Annotated in this window: 20 protein-coding genes and 2 pseudogenes; 13 read left to right on the top strand and 9 right to left on the bottom strand. The window is 46.6% G+C overall.

Going from position 1 to position 21,021, the window contains the following annotated elements:
* Window positions 1–426: 426 nt before the first annotated feature.
* Window positions 427–1,302, top strand: a complete 876-nt coding sequence (locus MKX70_RS09450; protein WP_042239881.1) for a GyrI-like domain-containing protein — start codon at window positions 427–429, stop codon at window positions 1,300–1,302.
* Between the two features lie 33 nt (window positions 1,303–1,335).
* Complete coding sequence (locus MKX70_RS09455) at window positions 1,336–2,226, top strand: alpha/beta hydrolase family protein (RefSeq protein WP_042239879.1); 891 nt, start codon at window positions 1,336–1,338, stop codon at window positions 2,224–2,226.
* A gap of 358 nt (window positions 2,227–2,584) precedes the next feature.
* Here the strand turns inward: MKX70_RS09455 and MKX70_RS09460 are convergent, their stop codons facing one another.
* From MKX70_RS09460 to MKX70_RS09470, 3 genes are all read right to left on the bottom strand, one after another.
* Window positions 2,585–3,052: a GyrI-like domain-containing protein gene (locus MKX70_RS09460; RefSeq protein WP_042239877.1), complete on the bottom strand. Its 468-nt coding sequence runs from the start codon at window positions 3,050–3,052 to the stop codon at window positions 2,585–2,587.
* 168 nt (window positions 3,053–3,220) lie between these two features.
* Window positions 3,221–3,844: a hypothetical protein gene (locus tag MKX70_RS09465; RefSeq protein WP_042239875.1), complete on the bottom strand. Its 624-nt coding sequence runs from the start codon at window positions 3,842–3,844 to the stop codon at window positions 3,221–3,223.
* Window positions 3,825–4,445, bottom strand: a complete 621-nt coding sequence (locus tag MKX70_RS09470) for a hypothetical protein (protein WP_340839943.1) — start codon at window positions 4,443–4,445, stop codon at window positions 3,825–3,827. Before MKX70_RS09470 ends, MKX70_RS09465 begins: the two co-directional genes overlap by 20 nt.
* A 203-nt stretch (window positions 4,446–4,648) precedes the next feature.
* Here MKX70_RS09470 and MKX70_RS09475 point away from each other — a divergent pair, with 203 nt between their 5' ends.
* Complete coding sequence (locus MKX70_RS09475; RefSeq protein ID WP_042239874.1) at window positions 4,649–5,224, top strand: dihydrofolate reductase family protein; 576 nt, start codon at window positions 4,649–4,651, stop codon at window positions 5,222–5,224.
* 241 nt (window positions 5,225–5,465) lie between these two features.
* On the opposite strand, the gene MKX70_RS09480 is transcribed toward MKX70_RS09475, so the two are convergent.
* Window positions 5,466–6,317: an aldo/keto reductase gene (locus MKX70_RS09480; protein WP_340839944.1), complete on the bottom strand. Its 852-nt coding sequence runs from the start codon at window positions 6,315–6,317 to the stop codon at window positions 5,466–5,468.
* Between the two features lie 63 nt (window positions 6,318–6,380).
* On the opposite strand from MKX70_RS09480, the pseudogene MKX70_RS09485 reads away from it, so the two are divergent.
* The 3 genes and pseudogenes from MKX70_RS09485 to MKX70_RS09495 form a co-directional block, all read left to right on the top strand.
* A pseudogene (locus tag MKX70_RS09485) lies at window positions 6,381–6,644 on the top strand (MerR family transcriptional regulator); the annotation flags it as partial.
* Between the two features lie 47 nt (window positions 6,645–6,691).
* The gene (locus MKX70_RS09490; protein WP_340839945.1) at window positions 6,692–6,826 is read left to right on the top strand and encodes a macro domain-containing protein; all 135 of its coding nucleotides are present in this window, start codon (window positions 6,692–6,694) and stop codon (window positions 6,824–6,826) included.
* A 31-nt stretch (window positions 6,827–6,857) separates the two neighbouring features.
* Window positions 6,858–7,322, top strand: a complete 465-nt coding sequence (locus tag MKX70_RS09495) for a DUF5071 domain-containing protein (protein WP_340839946.1) — start codon at window positions 6,858–6,860, stop codon at window positions 7,320–7,322.
* A 231-nt stretch (window positions 7,323–7,553) separates the two neighbouring features.
* Here MKX70_RS09495 and MKX70_RS09500 read toward each other — a convergent pair whose 3' ends face one another.
* On the bottom strand, window positions 7,554–8,375 hold the full coding sequence (locus tag MKX70_RS09500) for a DUF2785 domain-containing protein (RefSeq protein WP_340782127.1): 822 nt from the start codon (window positions 8,373–8,375) through the stop codon (window positions 7,554–7,556).
* A 771-nt stretch (window positions 8,376–9,146) separates the two neighbouring features.
* Here MKX70_RS09500 and MKX70_RS09505 point away from each other — a divergent pair.
* The 5 genes from MKX70_RS09505 to MKX70_RS09525 all read left to right on the top strand — a co-directional run bounded on the left by MKX70_RS09505 (window position 9,147) and on the right by MKX70_RS09525 (window position 14,200).
* Window positions 9,147–10,565 (top strand): ABC transporter substrate-binding protein, encoded by a 1,419-nt coding sequence (locus MKX70_RS09505; protein WP_081956711.1) that lies wholly within the window; start codon window positions 9,147–9,149, stop codon window positions 10,563–10,565.
* A gap of 62 nt (window positions 10,566–10,627) precedes the next feature.
* Window positions 10,628–11,611, top strand: coding sequence for a carbohydrate ABC transporter permease (locus MKX70_RS09510; RefSeq protein WP_042239867.1), 984 nt, complete (start codon window positions 10,628–10,630; stop codon window positions 11,609–11,611).
* Window positions 11,601–12,455, top strand: coding sequence for a carbohydrate ABC transporter permease (locus MKX70_RS09515; RefSeq protein ID WP_340782132.1), 855 nt, complete (start codon window positions 11,601–11,603; stop codon window positions 12,453–12,455). Before MKX70_RS09510 ends, MKX70_RS09515 begins: the two co-directional genes overlap by 11 nt.
* Window positions 12,456–12,899: 444 nt before the next feature.
* Window positions 12,900–13,385, top strand: a complete 486-nt coding sequence (locus MKX70_RS09520; protein WP_042239863.1) for a cysteine hydrolase family protein — start codon at window positions 12,900–12,902, stop codon at window positions 13,383–13,385.
* Window positions 13,386–13,414: 29 nt separating this feature from the next.
* Window positions 13,415–14,200 carry an alpha/beta fold hydrolase gene (locus MKX70_RS09525; protein WP_042239861.1) on the top strand — a complete coding sequence of 262 codons (786 nt, stop codon included), beginning with the start codon at window positions 13,415–13,417 and terminating at the stop codon, window positions 14,198–14,200.
* Window positions 14,201–14,302: 102 nt separating this feature from the next.
* Here the strand turns inward: MKX70_RS09525 and MKX70_RS09530 are convergent, their stop codons facing one another.
* From MKX70_RS09530 to tnpA, 3 genes are all read right to left on the bottom strand, one after another.
* Window positions 14,303–15,373 carry an LLM class flavin-dependent oxidoreductase gene (locus MKX70_RS09530; protein ID WP_340839947.1) on the bottom strand — a complete coding sequence of 357 codons (1,071 nt, stop codon included), beginning with the start codon at window positions 15,371–15,373 and terminating at the stop codon, window positions 14,303–14,305.
* A 570-nt stretch (window positions 15,374–15,943) separates the two neighbouring features.
* Complete coding sequence (gene tnpB / locus MKX70_RS09535; RefSeq protein ID WP_340839948.1) at window positions 15,944–17,017, bottom strand: IS200/IS605 family element RNA-guided endonuclease TnpB; 1,074 nt, start codon at window positions 17,015–17,017, stop codon at window positions 15,944–15,946.
* Window positions 17,018–17,026: 9 nt separating this feature from the next.
* A complete protein-coding gene (gene tnpA / locus MKX70_RS09540) occupies window positions 17,027–17,431 on the bottom strand; it encodes an IS200/IS605 family transposase (protein ID WP_340841640.1) in 405 nt (134 codons plus the stop codon).
* Between the two features lie 243 nt (window positions 17,432–17,674).
* Between tnpA and MKX70_RS09545 the strand changes: the two genes are divergently transcribed.
* Window positions 17,675–18,001, top strand: coding sequence for an ArsR/SmtB family transcription factor (locus tag MKX70_RS09545; protein ID WP_340839949.1), 327 nt, complete (start codon window positions 17,675–17,677; stop codon window positions 17,999–18,001).
* Between the two features lie 120 nt (window positions 18,002–18,121).
* Window positions 18,122–19,411, top strand: coding sequence for an arsenic transporter (locus MKX70_RS09550; protein WP_042239856.1), 1,290 nt, complete (start codon window positions 18,122–18,124; stop codon window positions 19,409–19,411).
* A gap of 331 nt (window positions 19,412–19,742) precedes the next feature.
* Here MKX70_RS09550 and MKX70_RS09555 read toward each other — a convergent pair.
* A pseudogene (locus tag MKX70_RS09555) lies at window positions 19,743–20,995 on the bottom strand (oxalate decarboxylase family bicupin).
* Window positions 20,996–21,021: the final 26 nt, after the last annotated feature.

Here is a 21,021-nt window from a genome sequence, read left to right on the forward strand (position 1 = left end):
TTACGGTCGTCAACCATTATGGACGGTAACGGTATCGCTTCTAGCCATGCGGCACAAGAAGAGCAAGGTGTACGAAAGGTGCATCCCTCTTTTTGTGCCGCTTTTTTTGTTCTATAAAAAACTATTTTGTAAATACTAATTCTACTAAATATATTAGTGGGAATATTTAATGATAGACTAAAAAATAAAGTTTTAGACTAACGATGCATCATTAACCGAGGGACGGGCAAATTTGTGTAAAACCAGCGAGACTGAGCAATTGCCAGAGGTCGCTCTTTTTGCGAACCGAAGAGTGTGACTGATCAGGAAACTATCTATGCTTGGAAAGTAGTGTTAGCTGTTGAGTAAAGTGAAATTCCGCAAAAAATATCAAAACAGAGCGTTCCATCTGTCGTAAAGTGAGTATATCGATATGGAGGTATTCAAGTGGATTATAAGGATTTGGTAATCAAGGCCATTACCTATATTGAGGATCATCTGACCGAAGAGAGCTTAAGCAACAAGGTTATGGAGGCTGCGGGCTATTCGCCGTACCATTTTCACCGGATCTTCCTATCGGTTACGAGAAACTCCGTCTCGGAGTACATACGCAAGCGGAGATTGACACAAGCAGCATACGATTTATTTTATACCAATCAAAGGATCATAGATATTGCCATATTGTACCAATTCGAGTCTCAGGAATCCTTCGCCCGAGCCTTTTGGAAAATGTTCTCCATCTCGCCTGGACAATTTCGAAAGCAAAGGGACATGAAAGACACGCTGTTCCGGGCAATGGAGAAGCTTCCTTTGGATGAAGTGGGGCTACAGCATTTGAATAAGAGCGTTTCCCTAGTGCCAGCTTTTGTTTGCCTGAATAAGCTGAATCTGGTCGGCATGTCAATACCGGGTGTCAATTCGGACGAGGTCGGAAAGCTATGGCGGAGCTTTAGGCAGCGTTTGTTTGAAATTGAGCGAAAGCCGGATACGGAAGACATATTTTATGCGGTCATTGAACTTACAGGTAGGCAATGGGAAATCACGTATATCGCTTGTGTCGAGGTGGCTAGCGAGGAGAGTGCAGTTCCCTTGGGAATGGTCGCTAAGCTGCTCCCAGTGGTAACTTATGCGGTTTTTACTCATAAGGGGACATTATCGAGACTCAACGATACGGTCCAGTACATTTATGAAACATGGTTACCCCAGTCAGGCAGCGTTCGTACGAAATACCCGGAGTTTGTGCGTTATGACCATCGATATCTAGGACCGATGAACGAGGATTCGGTAGTAGACATATATATTCCCGTTGGCTCGCCATATTAGGAGTATGTAGCTCAAGGAGAGGAAGAGATCAGGATGAACAAAATAGAAGACATTGTTGAAGTATATGCAGGTTGCTGCGAGGTACAAATTACCGACAACGCATTGAGGGTGACCGTTCCCATGATCGTGATGTATCCGACAGATGCACCGGAACAGACTGATAGGATGGGGCCGTACTCGTTGGAGGTGGCCAGAGATGCAGCGCCGTTGGATGGGGAATTTAGGATGGTCCTCATTTCACACGGTACAGGCGGTTCACCGCTTGTGTACCGGTCGCTCGCTCGGCATTTGGCGCGCAGCGGCTTTATCGTTGGCCTGCTCGAACATCCATTCAATAACCGCAACGATAATAGTTTGGAAGGTACTGTCCAAAACCTCACCTATCGCCCCCGGCACCTTCGCATGGCAGCCGACTGGTTTTTTGAAGATGAGAGGTTTAAGGGGCTTCTCCAGCCGGGAGGCCATTCGGTCATCGGGCATTCCATGGGGGGGTACACCGCGCTTGCAGCAGCTGGCGGCATCCCGACCTCCTTCCCTACTGAGAGCCCGGATGGGAAGCCGCAGCAGATCGATGTTCCTTATGATTCACGCATCCGGTCCCTGATTTTACTAGCCCCGGCGTCCGTTTGGTTCCGTAATGAGGGAGCATTAAGCAACGTTCGGCTCCCCATTCTCATGTTGGATGCCGAGCAAGACCCTTACACACCTCCTTTTCACGCACAGATCATCATGAATAGTGTTGCTGAACCGCAAATGATTCGCTATCGGACGGTAGAGAATGCCGGACATTATTCCTTCCTGACTCCTTTCCCAGCTGAGATGCTTTCACCAGCTTTCCCCCCCTCGCAAGACCCGCCTGGCTTTGATCGCGTGCAATTTCACGAAACGCTGAAGGCTGAAGTAGTAGAGTTTCTGTTGATTTAACATTAGGAACAATCACTTTCCGTCGAAATCAAATGTTACCTGAGAGTTCGATTAACTAACCGTTACGCTAACTGGAGAATGTTAGTTCAATAACAGGCTGAAACAGCAGCGGCAGTCTAGAACTTTATTTCAACGAACAACAATTAAAGTTGGTACCTGAAGAATAATGTAAGAACTCAGACCATTAAGTTAGTGTCTTTACAAAATAGTTGGTCCTAGAAGTTGAATAGGCCCATTGAATACCCACCAAAAAGTCCCGATGATATCTTAAATCATCGGGACTTTTTTTGCGATTGGTTGAGATCATGGGAACGAAGGTTACCAGACGTTTAGTGAAAGCAATACGTGGCCTGTGTTGTCATTTCGCTACAATCGGCACGAATATATCAGATAGATGATAGCCCATATTCTCTTTGAATATTTTGGGTGTAACAACATGGGTCATAACGTAACGTTCAGCTGAATCATTGTCACTTGTTGATATTTCGAAGCACTGGCTTGTCTCAACCCACGAGCGAATGGATGCTTTAGTTTCCTGGATGGCCGCTTCCTCTGCGTCTTTCGAAGTTGCAACTGCATATAATCCCCCAGGGAAATCGACTACTTCGTATCCACCTGTATCTTTGTATCCTACCGGAAGCGCAAAAAACCATTCCAAGTAACCCTTTTTGATGTTATACCACATAAAGTCACGGGGCGTAATGTAATGCTTCACATCGACAGAAGACCACCATTGGTCAAACGCTTCGAAATCCTCCGTATCTGATATGCTTCCCGAATTAACGACTGTCAGAGGTGGAATCTCAATTACACGGATATTCTCCATGTTCACAAAACCTCCTGAATAGAAGTACTTTAACCAAGAGCATAAGTGTAATGGATAAATTTGGAGATGATATGCATCACAAGTGAATTTTGTAGGTTGGAATCCATCACTCATATCCGTTCGGAATGTTAAAAAAACCTGTGACAGCAAAGCCGGCGGTCTTTGTTTTTAAGACGATTCCCCTATAATCCTCTTGATACCTGCCTCATAGAAGGGGTACATATTATCAAGTTCCATAATGTGCGTTTGAATGGGCACTCCATACATTAAAGCGAATAATTGACTTACTAATTCATTGTACTGAGAAGGAGGTATCGTTTTTATCTCCGAAAGATGGTAGTTAAAAACCTGCTGCAGGCTCAGCGGCTCTACCTGTTGGTCAAATGCTTCCTTATTAAACAGATAATACTCGTACTGTGAAGGCTCGATAGCGGGTGGTTTTTCGGTAAGCTTACTATAATATTGAATGAGTGATATCATGATTTTTTTGCCGGGAACCGTATCATCACAAATCGATTGAAATACTTTATACAATCCTGCTTCACCTGGATGCCTTTTGCGGTGGATATCAAAGCTTCTATCATAAAGCCACTTACATATGAAGTAATCTAGTACCTGCTCTTTGTAGCTAAAGTTTTTGAAAAAAGTTACTTTAGTTGTATTAATGTTAGAACACAGTTCTTCCAGGGTTAAATCATTAATACTTTTCATTGTCAGCAGACGAAGCATCTCCTCCAGAATAGAAACCCTCAGAAGAGCCGCCTTTTTTTCTCTAATCCCGAAATTCTCCATCCGTTTGCTCCTTCTTGGACCTGCTTCTAATCCAGGCTGCACCGTTTACTAGTAAGATAGCGATAACCACAATATAAAATACTAAAGTTGATATGCTTTTGATAATTGTAAAAGTACTTGCTGCATAAACAAGGATTATTGGAACTGCCGCTTTGTACGAAAGCATCATGAAGATCATGATGTTCTCCAGGTAATCAAATAACATGGCAACCAGCGGAAGGGCTAAAGCGGCTTTTGAAAAAGAGGAATATATAGATGATGCAGATGTATTCTTCACCTTATTATATAGACGAAGCAGCAAAATGAAAGTAGATAATCCAGTCAAGCCATTTAGAATAGGAAACAAAATATCGAGGGGTAACTGCACATGCAGATAGAGGGTATAACCTTCTTCAGATAACTGTGATAGAAATTTATGCGCATATTCATAAGTATACCCCAAAGGATTCATATCAAAGATCAGGAGACCGCCAGCTTCTTGGCATATTCGTGGAATCGAATAGCTCTGCATAATGGCATAAATAGATTGAGACATTAATAGAAAGAGCAACCAAAGCTTAAACGTTACAGTTTCAAGGCCCTTAGACAGCCTATTGATCATGAGAAGACCTCCGGAAATTAGATTTACCGTAGTAAATAAATTAACTTAAGTTAATCATAATATAAGGGGAAGCCGACTCAAAGTCAACAATCCATAAGAAAAACAACACGAGTTAAATTATGCTAAAATGTAGTTAATTTTAAAAGCTAAAATGTAGTTGATTAATAATGCAGATATCCCTGATGAACAAAGGAGAATTGAAAATGAGAAAACTTGTTCTATTTCTGCACGCATCGCTTGACGGTTTTGTGGAAGGACCGAAGGGGGAAATGGATATTGGCTGGATTTCCTACGATGCTGATTTGGAGAACCACGCAAAAGAAATTCTCAGTACTGCCGACACTGTTATTTGGGGGCGGGGGACTTATCAGATGATGTACAGTTATTGGCCATCAGTGCCTTCGGATCCATCCTCTTCGCAATATGAGCTGAACCATGCCGAGTGGATCGAAAAGACAACCAAAATCGTTTTTTCTACGACCCTGGAGAAAGTCGAATGGAACAATTCCAGATTGGTGAAAGAAAATGTCGAGGAAGAGATCAGGAACCTTAAGCAACAGGCCGGCAAGGATATGGTCATTCTCGGCAGTCCTAGGTTAGCCCATTACCTAATGCAGCTTGATTTGATCGATGAGTATAAAATCACAGTTTCTCCCGTCCTGATCGGCAGCGGGTTACCGTTATTCCAAGGTCTAAAGGAAAAAATCAATCTCAACCTTATCGAAAATAAGACATTTGATTCTGGAGCCATAGGTCTCGTTTACCAAACGGTCAGATGACCGTTGACTCCTACAGTTCGAGCATGATTTTATTTGAGTTTCCGTTGCCATGACGCCAACACTTTGCAAGGAAGCGAGATCGAGTTCGATCAACGCAGGAGGCGGCCGCCTCCTTGGGTGCGGCGTCAAGGACCGAAAACAGCGGTAGTCTAGGACTTTATTTCTCGTCCATGGCTACCGCTGTTTTAATAACTGTGGCTAGTTAAATATTATTTTCCGAGCCCTAACGTTATATTGCTTATTACAGATCGACTCTCCAGTTGCCCATCATCTTGGCGACTTCCGGATCGCGGTACGATAAGAAAAGACTTTGCTGCTTATCGAGAGTGGAAATTTGTTCGATATCGTCGGCGCTCAGTTCAAAATCAAAAATGTTGAAGTTTTCGGCGATCCGCTCTTTGCGCACCGATTTTGGAATAGCCACAACTCCACGCTGAACAAGCCAGCGAAGCACGACCTGGGCTACGGACTTGTTATGTTTGTCTGCGATGGAGGTCAGTATTTCATTGCCGAACAGGTTGTTAAGTCCTTCAGCAAACGGGGCCCACGACTGGTGCTGTACTCCCTGCTCTTTCATAAAAGCGGCACTCTCAATTTGATGGTAGAACGGATGTGTTTCAACCTGGTTGACCGCGGGCACAATTTCGTTATGCACGATGAGGTCCATCAGACGGTCGGGCAGGAAATTGCTGACACCGATCGCCTTGATCTTGCCTTCGCGGTACAGGTCTTCCATTGCACGCCAAGCGCCGTAATAATCGCCGAACGGCTGGTGAATAAGGTATAGATCGAGATAGTCGAGCTGCAGCTTTTTTAAGGATTTGGCAAACGCCAGCTTGGCACTCTCGTAACCGGCATCCTGAACCCAAAGCTTGGTCGTGATGAACAGCTCCTCACGCGGCACACCGCTGCGCTTGAGCGCGTGTCCGACCGCTTCCTCGTTCAGATAACCGGCGGCAGTGTCGATCAGGCGGTAACCGGCCATCAGGGCTTCATATACCGCATTCTCACATTCTTCAGCATTCGGAACTTGGTAGACACCAAAGCCGATGACCGGCATTTTCACACCATTGTTTAAGGTTACGGTTTGCATTGTAATTCCTCCTAATGTTCAAACGATAATAGCCTTCGTGTTACACGAAGTCAAGGCGACTTAGTCATAAAAATGTACGTAGATCTCTGTCTCGAAGGAGATTCGACCATTCCGCAACGCGCCGCACTCATGATGAAGCATAAAGAAGCGGCGCTCGCTAAGCTCGAAGAAGCCAAACAGCATGTTGCCCATTTGGAAGAGAAAACCGTACTATCTCAAGCCATCCTGGAGCACCGCTCTCCAGACACGACCAATCCTGGTAACTGGGACAAAATTCAGCATATGCATAGTGACGTATTTTACTCGCCCACTGCTCGGAAGGCGTGAGAGATGTACGTGAGACAAATCGTTATGAAGAAAATACTGGATTAGGAGTGGGGAAAAGCAATTTGGAAGAGTGCATCATGATCCGCAGTGAGCAAGGGGATTGTGCGGTTGGAGAAGCCGTAGTTACAACAGGAGGGAACTTGAAGAGTCGTCTTGTAGTCCATACTGCGGTTTCCGTTTGAGATATGATAAATGCAAAGTGGGTGACGTTACTTGGAGGACATAAATATTTTAATTCAAAAGCTGGATTGGGATACACCTGTGGAAGAGAGAGAGAATGCAATAAAAAAGCTGCAGTATGTTAATGATGATGAACTCCATCTATTATTACAGCCTCTCTCGAAAGGGCATTGGGATGGAGCTGCTGAAGTAATCCTAAATATAGGATATCCCCGTGTGAAGAGTATATTGCCGGAACTGCTTATTTGGATCCAGGATTTGAATTGGCCGGGTGCTGACAAGGTCTCGCGGTTGTTAAGAGAAATTGGCGATCCGCTTATTCCATATATAAAAAATGTATTTATACATAATAGTGACGATAGAGAATGGATTTGGTGGATATTTGAACGCATCATTGATCAATGGAATACGGAACAGATATCTCAAATCCAGAAAGAATTAATTCAGCTTTCTAAAGGAAGAGTTAATGATGTGAAGTATCGAACTGGAAAAATCTAATCCCGGAATGGATTGTGAACAACTTCAAAAAGAATTTAGTGAGGTGATCTTTAAGCCGGAATTATCCAGACCGTTTTATGAGCAAAACAAGGCGGGATTTTCGTTTTGTAACTATAAATCTTACTTACAGAATTATTTAAATGAAATTGAAGATTTAGCCACTGAGGTGTCGTACTTCGTCTAACTTAATCGCGCTACAGGCCATACAGTTTCATTGATCTGCGATTTTAATTAAGAATAATACACGGTTTCTATTTTATATAAGGTTTGCTCAATAGTCGGGCATAGATTGGCATCTGTTTTGTAAAATTTAACACGGAAGTATAAACTTTTCAAAAAGTTTTTTATATTATTTTTTTGCTTAAAGGCAGGAAGGAATTCCGGATTTTTCTCTATATCAGCAAAACTTTGAATCCATTGCTCTACATAAGTCTGACTAAGTATTTTTCTGTTTAGAATACTAATGACGGATCTTACCATTCGCTCATCCTCACCATCGGAGTAAATCCGGTCTGTGATGGTGATCTTGTCGTAAACCAATTTGAGGATGGTTAAGAGGTCTTTGTTATCCAGTTCGGAACATTGAGCCAGATCGTCCAAGGCATCTGCCCCATGAGCGATGGCATGAGCCCAGCCTTTTTCCTCGTCATACCCGCGGTAATCCCGTTCTTCTTGTATACTGTACAATACTTTCTCTTTGATCTGATGAATTTGTTCACTTGAGAGAAAGGGGGATTCACGGTGTCTCATAAGGATGAGCGGTATGACCAGCATTGAGAAAGAACGGGTGAAGACCGAGTCTGTATTATTTTCGCCAAGCTTAAAGTGCAAGTGCTGTGTATCCAAAATAACAGGCAGAAGTTGTTCCAGCTCGTATGCAGTTAGAGAATGACCGGGAATCCAATGGGATAAGGTCGTATAAATCAGATCATCACGCAGCTCAGCATCCACAGAACCGATGTTATGTATCATTTCTTGTGCCAACTGGAAAGTGTCGGGAGGTGCCTGGTAGCCATTTTCTGTGATTGCTATCAACTTTTCTTTTAAATTCATTGTACACGCTCCTGCTTTTTCGGTATTCCTTCTTCTCTTATTATAAGCGAAAATTCGTTTCTAAATGAAGAAGTGCATATTAAACTTGCTCTGGAGGAAGAAGTAATCGAGGTGGTTAACCGGATAGATGAAGCAGGTACGTAGTTCAAATATATAGGGTGAATACTCTAAATAAAGCGGTCATGGAAATAGAACTGTGAGCAAAGAGGGAGACGCATGCTTTTGAATATTATCCATGATCGAGCCGTCAAATAAAGCGGGGGTACTGGTAGCGCTCATAGGAGACTGGAGACAGATTTGGAGTGTGAATATCCCGGGAACAATATTTATATTTTTGCTCTCGGCGGAGTAATGTTACAGATTGTTGTAATGGGGATTATCTACTTGACGCTTGGAATTGGCAGTGAAGGTAATTATTATCTTCCGTTGCTATTTATGATTATAAATCTGAGAACAATAATAGTTAATTTATATCCAAGAATCTTTGCGCGTTATGGAGTGTATTACCCTAGTGACGGATTGCTTTTGAAAAGAATACTACAGATGAAGGCATCTCCGGACAACAGGCTGTAGTCCTTCAATTAAGATTTTTATAATCGGGACACTAAGGCAGCAATGCCCGGGTGTCTTTTTTTATGTCTTTTTGGGACAGGACCCAAAAATAGTGGTATTTTTCCCAATGAGGGGTCCTTATGTCTGAGAGCGTCTGGCAATATAATATGAATGCGGTTACATAAAACCGAGGATTGAATATAAAAGGGGAGGCAAAGTATGAAAAGTATGAAGCGTGTTCTAGCGGGGATCTCTACACTGGTTTTGATGTCATCTGCTCTGGCAGCGTGTGGAGGCAATAATAATTCAAGCTCATCCGGCGCAAACGCAACAACTGCTCCAGCAGCTAATACTGCTACAGAGGCTACAACTGCTCCAGCAGCAGGATCTGGTGAGAAAGTTACTATCAATCTCTGGAGCTTCACGGACGAGATTCCAAACATGACCAAGAAGTACATGGAGCTACATCCTGAAGCGAATGTGGAATTCAAAACTACGATTGTTGCAACTACAGATGGAGCCTATCAGCCTGCTCTTGACCAGGCGCTGGCCGCTGGCGGAAAAGATGCACCAGATATTTACGCTACTGAAGGGGCATTCGTACTCAAATATACACAAGGCGATGCATCCACTTTTGCCGCCAATTATGCTGACCTGGGCCTTACTGATCAAATGGTTAAGGACGCAGGTATCGCTCAATATTCTGTTGATATCGGCAGCAAAGACGGCCAGCTGAAAGGTCTTGGCTATCAGGCGACAGGCGGAGCCTTTATCTATCGCCGCTCGCTTGCCAAGGATGTATTTGGAACAGATGACCCGGCTACGATCAAGAATGAAATTGGTCCAGGCTGGGATAAGTTCTTCAGTGCAGCAGAAAAGCTGAAAGCTAAAGGATATGCCGCAGTTTCTGGAGATGGGGATCTCTGGCACGCGGTCGAGAACAGTTCTGATAAAGGCTGGATTGTCGATGGCAAGCTGCATATTGATCCGAAGCGCGAAGAGTTCCTCGATCTTTCCAAGAAGCTGAAAGACAATGACTATTACAACGATACGACAGACTGGCAAGAAGCCTGGTTCGCTGATATGAACGGTACTGGTGCAAAACCGGTCTTCGGCTTCTTCGGTCCTGCGTGGCTCATTAACTATACGTTAAGCGAACATGCAGTAGAAACAAAGGGTGACTGGGCAGTTACTGAATCACCAACAGGCTTCTTCTGGGGAGGCACTTGGTTGATCGCTAACAAAGATGTAGTCAAGGACGAAGCCAAGAAACAAGCCGTTGCCGACTTTATCAAGTGGGTAACACTCGACACCTCTGAAACCGGACTCCAGTACTCCTGGGCTAACGGAACAATGAAAGCTGGCGAGCAAGGTGCGAAGGACAGTGTTGCTTCCTCCGTTGTTATGGATAAATCTAAAGGTGATTTGGAATTGGTTGGCGGACAGAACATTTTCGATATCTTTGTTCCAGCTAATGCCAACGCTTCCGGTAAGAACTTGACTGCATTCGACGAAACGATCAACAAGCTCTGGCGTGATCAAGTACGCGAATATACTGCAGGCAACAAAGACCGTGCTAAAGCGATCGAAACCTTCAAACAGCAAGTCAAAGATCAACTGAATATCGATAGCGAATAAAAAGCAATCGAAGGGGCGGGGGAGTCATCCCGCCCCTTCATATCAACTAAAGGGGTGAGAGCATGCGCCGCAATGGTGTGAACTACTCTAAATTTGGCTATATTTTTACGTTTCCGTTTGTTTTGGCATTTCTGATCTTCTCGCTGTATCCTATTTTATACACCGCATTCATCGGGTTCACCGATTTGCAGGGATTAATACCAAAACCAATACATATTTTGGATAATCCTTTTCAGAATTTCAAAGATTTGATCCTTAGTAACGCCTCTTTCCGAAAATCTCTGATTAACACCGGGATACTCTGGATTGTCAACTTCGTTCCCCAAATTCTTCTTGCACTCTTGCTTACTGCATGGTTTACGAACCAGCGTCTCAAAATAAAAGGACAAGGTTTCTTCAAGGTTCTGCTGTATATGCCTAATATTATTACTGCGGGTACAATCGCCTTGCTTTTCAGTACTCTGTTTGGCTATCCAATGGGTCCAGTAAACAGTTTCTTTGAAATGATGGGTTGGTCCGACGCTCCGATCTACTTCCTTCAGGATAAGACGACAGCGCGGGGCATTGTGGCGTTCATCCAGTTCTGGATGTGGTACGGGAACACCATGATCATTCTGATCGCAGGTGTTATGGGTATCAATCCCGCGCTCTTCGAGTCTGCATCGATTGACGGTGCAAACGGAGTTCAGACGTTCTTCAAGATCACGCTGCCAAGTTTACGTACAATTCTACTATTCACACTGATTACATCGATGGTCGGTGGTTTGACCATGTTTGATATTCCACAGCTCTTCCTTGCGGGCGGACCGGATGACTCTACGCTTACCACGTCCATGTTCATTTATGGGCAAGCCTTTAAGGGAAGCTATTTGTACAATCGTGCTGCTGCTGCGAGCATGATTATGTTCTTGATTTCAGGGATATTGTCTGCATTTGTGTTCTATCTAATGCGTGACCGTGACGCGGCAAGACTTAAAAAAATCGAAAAAATGCACCGGAAATCCACCAAGAGCAGCCAAAAGGGGGGCGTAGCACATGGACAATAATCAAAAAGGCGGAAACGTCACCCGGAAGATAAACAAGACGATTATCTATATCGTCTGTATCTGTCTGGCGGTGCTCAGCGTCCTTCCGTTTTGGATCATGTTTGTAAACGCCACCCGTTCTTCAGCAGAAATTCAAAGCGGTATCTCATTGTTTCCTTCATCCCATATGATGGACAATCTGAAGGTGCTGCTTGAAAAGAGCTTCGATCCGATTCAGGGGTTTATCAACTCATTTGTTATCTCTTCTTCAGCTACTCTCTTAACGGTCTATTTCTCCTCCCTGACGGCTTATGGTCTTGTGACTTATAGCTGGAAGCTGCGCGGGGCATTCTTTACCTTTATTTTGTGTGTAATGATGATTCCTTCCCAGGCCAGCGCCATCGGATTCTATCAGTTCATGTATAAAATTCATTGGACCAATAGCTTCCTTCCGCTAATTCTTCCGGCAATTGCCGCACCGGCGGTGGTATTCTTTATGCGCCAGTATCTGCTGGCCACGCTGTCGATAGAGATCGTTGAAGCCGCGCGGGTAGACGGCTCGAGTGAGTTCAAAACCTTTAACCGGATTATCCTGCCGCTGATGGCTCCGGCTGTGGCGACACAGGCGATCTTCGCCTTCGTGGGCAACTGGAACAACCTGTTCATGCCGCTCATCCTGCTTACCCAGAAAGAGAAGTATACGATGCCGATTATGGTCAGCTTGCTGCGCGGGGATATATACAAGACGTCGTTCGGCTCGATCTATATGGGGCTGGCGCTGACAGCTTTACCGCTGTTCGTAGTCTACTTCCTGTTGTCCCGTTACATTATCGCGGGCGTAGCGCTTGGCGGCGTCAAAGAATAAACCCACTCAGATTCATCCCAAATTGAGTTCTGTTGATTAGCTAAATTATGGTTATGGAAACGTAGTAGACTTTTTCTTGAGGCCGCCACATTGCGGAGATCTGCAGAGGTGTAGAAGATTTACGGAATGAGCGATTTCTTTGCTACTTATTTTGGCTAATCAACAGGCGTACTCCCGATAATGCACAACATTATCGGGAGTTTTTTTGTAAATATACAAATTTTATGTTTCACATGATAAGTTATCCTTCTATCTCTCGCTGAAACGGCGCTTGCAATGGCTTCGCAGGGCGTAAGCGTATCGGTGGTGCGGCTTCCGCTGTCCGTTCATGGTGATGGCAACTGGAGCTGTCAAAAAATAAATATCGGATGAGTCAGAGCATATTGTACAATTGAAAGGATGATGTGAAGTTTCTTTTATTTAGCTCACAGGGAGGAAGAATGGATGAAAATCGGTTTGCTGATTATTGATCTGCAAGAGGTGCATTTGGGCAAGGTGGAACAGAAAGTAATCGATAAGGCCTGCGAGTATATTAACTATGCTGCAGAACTGCTGCGTTCCAAAGATCATACCGTGATTCATGTTCAGGACATTGAGGGTATGCAGCCTTCAGAGGAAGCGAAGTTCAATATCATTCCCGGAATCGAAATTAAGGAGACAGATCTTAGAGTGACGAAGGAATATTCGAATGCTTTTTGGAAGACGGACCTGGAGCAGATTGTGCTGGAGCAGGGCATTGATCTGCTGATTCTCTCGGGATATGCCGCTGAGCACTGCGTACTGTTCACCTATAACGGGGCTCTGGAGAGAGGCTTCAAAGCCGTACTCCTGCAAAATGGAATTCTAAGCTCACAAAGTGATGTGATTCCTGCAACCTATAGAGACCGGAGTCTGATTTCTTATCCAGTGATTGAGGCGCTGGTGCAGTAAGGGAGTATCGCAGGGCTGGAGGAAGAACAATGGAACAGTATATGGTCTACAATGCGGAGAACAACGGTCAAACGCTAGTGGTGCTCCCGGCGCTGGGTGAACGAAAGGAAATATATGCTCCTCTGGCTGCACAAATGGAGACTGTTCGGATCATCGCCATTGACCTGCCGGGTCATAACCGTGAGGATCGGGCCGATGCTGATATTGGAGCTTTTGTGCAGGAGATTAAGGATATTTTGGATGAGTTACAGATTTCGGAAGCGCATCTCGTAGGCAATTCTATCGGCGCATGGATATGTGAGGCCTTTTATGCGGAGTATCCTGCTTATGTGAAGTCACTTACTTTGCTCGATGGCGGATATTATTTCCTTGCGGACAGGGAAGAGGATGAGGGGGAGATTACGTTACCTGTCATTGATAGTCTGGAGGAGCTTGAGCAGGCAGTGGATGAAACCATCCTGGCGATGGACAAGCTTGCTGAATCTGAACGACAAGTATTCAAGGACTATTTAATGAATAACTTCTACCTGCAGGGTGATTCCTATATGCACCATAGCCGTGAACAGGCCTTAAATCGTCTGAGCAAGGAAGTAACTGCCACCGATTATTGCCTGAAGCAAACGGCTGATATTCCTTTGATATTGCTGTTGGCAGAAGAGAGTATGGATGAATTTAGTCTGGAGAAAATGCAGCTTTTCAAGGTTGCCCACCCTGATGCGGATGTGAAAATAATCGGCAACGGCTATCACTTCCTGCCGATTACGAATGCGGCAGATGTGGCAGCGGCGATGCATGAATTGCTAAGTCCGCTGTAATACCGCTTCTTTTAATTTAACAGGTATAAGAATACGCCAAAAACACTTCAAGAGCCGTTTAAGCGCTGAAGTGTTTTTGGCGTATTAGGGTCACAATATCAGTTATTTAACCCCGGTACGGGCTAATTCCTTATGCACGATAGGGGCAACCTTGGTGCCCAATAGCTCAATGGCGCGCAGCACCTCGCGGTGCGGCATGGTGCCTACATTCACATGCAGGAAGAAGCGGGTCACGCCAAGATTCTTGCGCAGCAGGAGGATCTTCTCGGCTACATATTCAGCGTCGCCGACATAGAGTGCGCCGCGCAGGCTGCGGGCATCGTCAAAGGCCGCACGGTTATAGGTTCCGCCCCAGCCCCGTTCGCGTCCGATGACATTCATCTGGGCTGCGGTGGACGGGTAGAACAAGGCGGCTGCCTGTTCGTTAGTTTCACCTACGAAGCCGTGGGAGTGCGTGGCAATCTGCAGCTTGTCTGGATTATGTCCCGCGCGGACAGCCGCCTCCTTGTATAAGGCGACGAGAGGAGCAAAGCGTTCCGGCATGCCGCCAATGATCGCGAAAGCGATCGGAAGACCAAGCGTTCCGGCCCGCACAGCGGATTCAGGATTGCCACCGCTGGCCACCCAGACGGGAAGCGGATCCTGGACGGCGCGGGGATAGACGGCAAGGTTATTAATCGCCGGGCGATGGCCGCCGCGCCAGGTGACCTTCTCGGAAGCGCGGATCGCCAGCAGCAGCTCCAGATTCTCCTCGAACAATTCATCATAATCATCCAGGCTATAGCCAAACAGCGGGAAGGATTCGATGAATGAGCCACGGCCAGCCATAATCTCTGCCCGGCCATTCGACAGTCCATCCAGAGTGGCAAAATCCTGGTACACCCGGACCGGATCATCTGAAGACAAGACGCTGACAGCGCTGGTCAGTCTGATTCGCTTGGTCGTAGCTGCCGCTGCGGCAAGAACCACAGCCGGAGCACTGCCTGCATAATCGGCCCGGTGATGCTCACCTATGCCATATACGTCCAGGCCCACCTGGTCAGCGAGCACAATTTCTTCTACGGCTTCGCGCAGTCTCTCCGCATGGCTAATGGCCTTGCCGGTTACCGGATCAGGCGTAGTCTCCAAAAACGTGCTTATTCCTATTTCCATCAATTGTTTCTCTTCGGACATATTAATCCGCCCCCTTCTTCATGTACTCATTCTACTATACTTTATAATGTTTCTCAACTTTAGTAAGTGAAATTTATTCCGGAAGCTACTGCCGCTTGGATGATAACGGAATGGCAGCGGCAGCGGATACCGGGTACGGGGTAGCGTACGGATGGCGTCAGATTCGCATTTATGTGAAATAACCGGCCGGATCAGCGGCCCAGCCAAACAAAGCCAAGCGGACCGGGATGACCCCGGATCCACTTGGCTGTTTGCTGTCCTCAGGATTTATCCTTTTTGACAGCAAGCTGTACGATCATAATGATGAGAACGAGCAATGCGATGAGCTGATCTGTACTCATGGTGGTCCGGCCTCCAATCCACTGGCAAGGATGGCTCTTCGGACCTGCATCTCCTCTCCAAGAAGCTGCTGCGTTCCCCATAATCTAGCATATGAACCGGCAGAGAAGGTTAGTACTTAAGCGTAGTGAACTACACACCACCTAAGAGGTGGGTGCTTCTTGGTCAATAGAGCTACTGCTCCAAGTTTACCCAAGCTTATAGGCTAGTTCCTAACCCGCTAAGGGCCATTTACATGGCTAGTTGTAGAAGATTCAGTGCCGCATTCCGGTCTCTGTCATGCTCCGTATGACAGGCAGGGCAGGACCACTCCCGTACGGCTAGGTTCTTTACTTCTGCATTTTTGTAGCCACAGCAGGAACACAATTGACTGCTTGCAAAGTGTTTGGGGGCAATGATTAATTCTCTGCCGTACCATTTCGCTTTGTAGGTCAGCATGTCTCTGAACAGGCTCCAAGACACTTCGGATATGGCTTTGGCTAACTTATGATTCTGCATCATGTTCTTTACACGCAAGTCCTCCATCACGATCACTTGGTTTTCGTTTATCATTTGGGTGGACGTTTTGTGCAAAAAGTCTTTCCGTTGATTCGCTATTTTTTCATGCAGTCTGGCGACCTTCAGCCTTGCTTTATACCGGTTACGGCTCCCTTTCTTCTTTCGTGACAAGTCCTTTTGCAGCTTGGCTAATCGTTGTTCAGACTTCCGCAAGTACTTCGGATTCGGTATGATTTCGCCATGTGAAGGAATCGCAAAGTCTTTCAACCCCAGATCCACACCGATCTTCGTCTCGAGTGGGGGCAATGGGATGATATCCGTTTCCACCAATACGGAAGCGTAATATTTTCCCGTGGGTGTTTTGGAAATGGTGCATGATTTAATACGTCCCTCGAATGGACGGTGCAGCTTGATTTTGATTTTCGTTTTTAGTTTGGGAATTTTGATCCTTCCATCTGTAATGGCAATGGTTCCCTTCTGGTTATTGGTTGTGAAGCTATGGCTATTCTTCTTCTTGCTCTTGAATTTTGGGAATCCCGCGTTCGGTTCACGGAAGAAATTCTGATAAGCCTTCTCTAAGTGAAGCTGGGCATTGGCTAAGGCTAGACTATCCACTTCTTTCAGCCAGGCAAAATCCTTTTTGTATGGCGCAGGTGTCGTTTGGAGCATCGTTTCCGTTTGCTTGTAATGTTCAAGCTTATCTGCAAGCATTCGATTGTAGATGAAGCGAACAGCGCCGAATACTTTAGTGAAGTACTGCTCTTGCTCATAGGTGGGATGGATTCGATACTTATAAGCCTTTAACACCTGCCCACCTCATTTCTGACCTTGAGATTCGATGTACTTCCGGATGACTTCAATCGGCGCACCGCCAATCGTCAGTAGACAATAACTTCTGGACCAGAAATATTCCTTCCACAGCTGTTGACGAATTACAGGAAATTCTTTCTTAATTAGACGGGAGGATGCACTCTTATAAGCGTTCAGAAATTTAGAAATATCGCTATTGGGGTGAGCTTTCATTAGAATGTGAACATGATCCTTGTCATGCTTCCATTCCTGCAGGGTGATATTGTAATTAGGCTGAATAGACTCAAATATCTCTTGTAACCGATTCGAAATGTCATCGTCTATTACTTTTCTGCGGTACTTCACGACTAGAACAAGATGATAATGAAGAGAGAATACTGAATGATTATTTGTGTCTAATTTTACGGATATCACAACCTATTTCAGAATACTACTGAATAGTTTTATTGTAATATTTTAGGTTGTATTTGTCTATGAGAAAGACCGCTGACATTCATCCCGCCACTTAGAGAAGTGGGGGAATTCTGATAGCTAAATGTCAAAATATTCCTGAAAACAGGGTGACTATAGAATTGAAATATTACCTCTTGTCCTTTTGATAGGACTGTTTTAGTATATAAGAATTGGCTTATATAATGAGGAGGCTGAACCGCGATGGATAAGCTTAACGAGGTGGCTGATGACCTGAAGCTTCTGGGAGACAAGACCCGCCTGATGATGCTTGGACTGCTGCAGGAGCGGGAATGGTGTGTCTGTGAGTTCGTCGAACTCTTTGAGATCTCGCAGCCGGCAATCAGCCAGCATCTGCGTAAACTGAAGGATAAGGGGATGGTGAAGGAGAGCAAACGCGGGCAGTGGAAGCATTACTCCCTGAATGTGGAGGGCAAGCCGCATATCACGGCCGTCCTGCATGGACTGCCGGATTCACATACTCTGCTGGCGTCACTGAATAAGACAGAGGTTACTGCCTGCTGCGACTGATACAACACTAGATCGATGAGAACGTCTGGAGGATAGGCTGGCGTTACTCTTATATATAAATATATCGGATTGGGGAGTGCTGCGGGAAATGTTGCTGCGGGTCAAACGGAGGGCGGGATTATGGTTGTCCTAGCCAGCCTTATTTTTGTTATTACTTTAATGTTTGTGATCTGGCAGCCGCGGAAGTTATCCATTGGCTGGTCAGCCTGCGGCGGAGCGCTGCTGGCCCTGGCGGCAGGCGTGGTCAGCTTCGGGGATGTCCGCGATGTGACGCTGATTGTGTGGAATGCCACGCTGGCCTTTGTAGCTATTATTCTGATTTCTTTGATACTCGACCGTGTTGGATTCTTCGAATGGGCGGCACTGCATATGGCAGCGGCGGCACGCGGCAACGGTACACTGATGTTCATCTATGTTATCTTGCTGGGTGCAGTGGTAGCTGCGTTGTTTGCCAATGACGGGGCAGCGCTGATCCTGACACCGATTGTACTGGCGATGGTCCGGGCGCTGAATTTTGATGAGAAAAAAGTGTTTCCCTTCATTATCGCCAGCGGGTTTATCGCCGATACGACTTCGCTGCCGCTGATCGTCAGCAATCTGGTCAATATTGTATCGGCCGATTTCTTCGGCATCAGCTTCACGGAATATGCAGGACGTATGCTGCTGCCTACGCTCTTCTCGCTCGCCGCCAGTATTCTGGTCTTATACTTGTTCTTCCGCAGAAGTATACCCAAAGTGTACGACACTGCCGGGATGAAGCTCCCGGAGGAGGCGATTAAGGACAAGCGGATGTTCCGGTTATCCTGGGGCGTGCTGGCGCTTCTGCTGGCCGGATATTTTGTCAGTGAATTTCTGAACATTCCGGTTTCTGTCGTGGCAGGTGTAATCGCGGTTTGCTTCCTGCTCATGGCCCGCCGGAGTCCTTACGTCAAGACGATGGAAGTGGTCAAGGGCGCGCCGTGGGCGATTGTCTTTTTCTCCATTGGTATGTATGTCGTGGTGTATGGCTTGCGCAATGCCGGACTGACCGATGTGCTTGCAGAGATGATCAGTGAGGTTGCGGAACACGGATTGTTCGCAGCAACGATGGGGATGGGCTTCCTCGCCGCGATCCTCTCCTCAGTGATGAATAATCTGCCGACTGTGCTGATTGGGGCGCTGGCCATTGATAACGCACAGGCGACAGGTCTCATTAAAGAGGCTCTGATCTACGCGAATGTCATCGGTTCCGATTTGGGTCCGAAGATTACGCCGATCGGCTCGCTCGCTACTCTGCTGTGGCTGCATGTGCTATCAGGCAAAGGTGTAAAGATCTCTTGGGGCACTTATTTCAAAACAGGAATTATTCTGACAATTCCGACGCTATTTATCACATTGTTAGGTTTGTATCTGCAACTGAAGCTGTTCTAATCTAGTCCTGAAGGAGAAGTCAGACATTAGCAAAAAGACAATCTATTTCCTATACGGGAACGAAATACAAACGAATTAAGTACAAAAAGCGGTGCAGACGGGGTGTCTGACCGCTTTTTATGTTGTTCTAGAAAGAGATACAGTTCGAACAATTGGAGTTACCCATTAATTATAGGATGATCATTAAGATATTGCAGAATGTACAACATTAAGGCCGATCTATACAGCTGACCTTAAAGATTATCACTTCAGCCGCCTGGTTGGGGTAAAGATAAGGCCATAGGGCAGACTGACCTGCCCTATCCAGTCTCAAACTGAGCAAAACCACGCGCTACTCCTTCTGCTTCCCAAGCCCATGCTCATGCCCATGCTCGTGCCCCTGATCCTGATCCTGATCCTGATCCTGATCCTGATCCGGGTATTTCACGACAGGCCATTTCACTTTGCGCAGGGCATCCATCAGCTCCGGCCCCACATTCAGATTGCTGCTGACCAGTTCATGGGGGGTAAGCGCCATCCACTGGTTCAGGGAGACATCGGCGAACCGGTCGCTCCGGAACATTTCCAGGAACCAGAGCGTGTCTGTCCCGGTATTCTGTATATAATGTCCCTGGGCAAAAGGCACATAGCCAACATCTCCGGCTCTGACGTTAAATGTACGCGCTGCGCTGTCCCCGCCGAAGACCGTCATCCGGCCTTGCCCGGTCAGATAATACTGCCACTCGTCATTATTCGGATGCCAGTGCAGCTCCCGCATGCCGCCGGGCTCAATCTCCACCAGCGCGGCGGCATGTTCCGGGAGATGGGGAAATTGCCGGAGTCGACAATCCGCACACTGCCTCCGGGCGTCCGAAGCGGCGGCTGGGCCAGCAGCTGATGCTTGAAGCTCAGCGGAATTTCCCCGTAAGGCGACTCGACTCTCTGACTCTCAAGGGGGCCGGGCACCTGATCCTGATAAATATACACTTGTTCCTTCGGAATACACTCAAATGCAGATTCAGGTACGCCGAAGTTGGCGGACAGGACCTCTGGCGGCGTATGGGCAAACCAGTCGGAGATCGACAGGGTGTTCAGATCTGAGAAGCCTCCATCGTCAAAAACAAGCAGGAATTCACATCCCTCCGCCAGCCCCTGGATTGAGTGCGGGATGCCCGGAGGGAAATACCACAGATCGCCCGGGCCGACATCGGCAATGAAGTTCCGGCCATTCTGATCCACGGCGGTAATCCGGGCGCTGCCGAGCAGCATATAGGACCATTCCGCCTGCTGGTGCCAGTGCAGCTCGCGTACTCCGCCCGGCGTCAGGCTCATATTCACCCCGGCAAGGGTGGTGGCAATTGGCAGCTCTCTGACGGTAACCTCCCGGGACCAGCCGCCGAAGTTCAGCTGCATATGGGCGTCGGAGAAGGAGAACTTCAGATTGGGGATCAGCCCGTTATCTGTAGAGGGCGGGACGAACATATCGGGATTCTCCCGGTCGCGCAGAATATCGCGGGGGCCGAGGTCAACATTGCCTGCACCGTCACTGCGGATAGGCTGGGGGATAACGGGCTTGCTAGAAGAACCGGGTTCGGCAGGGTTCATGGCTTAAGCTCCTTTCTGGATCGTAC

This window comes from Paenibacillus sp. FSL R7-0312, assembly GCF_038004445.1.
Classification (GTDB): domain Bacteria; phylum Bacillota; class Bacilli; order Paenibacillales; family Paenibacillaceae; genus Paenibacillus_AQ.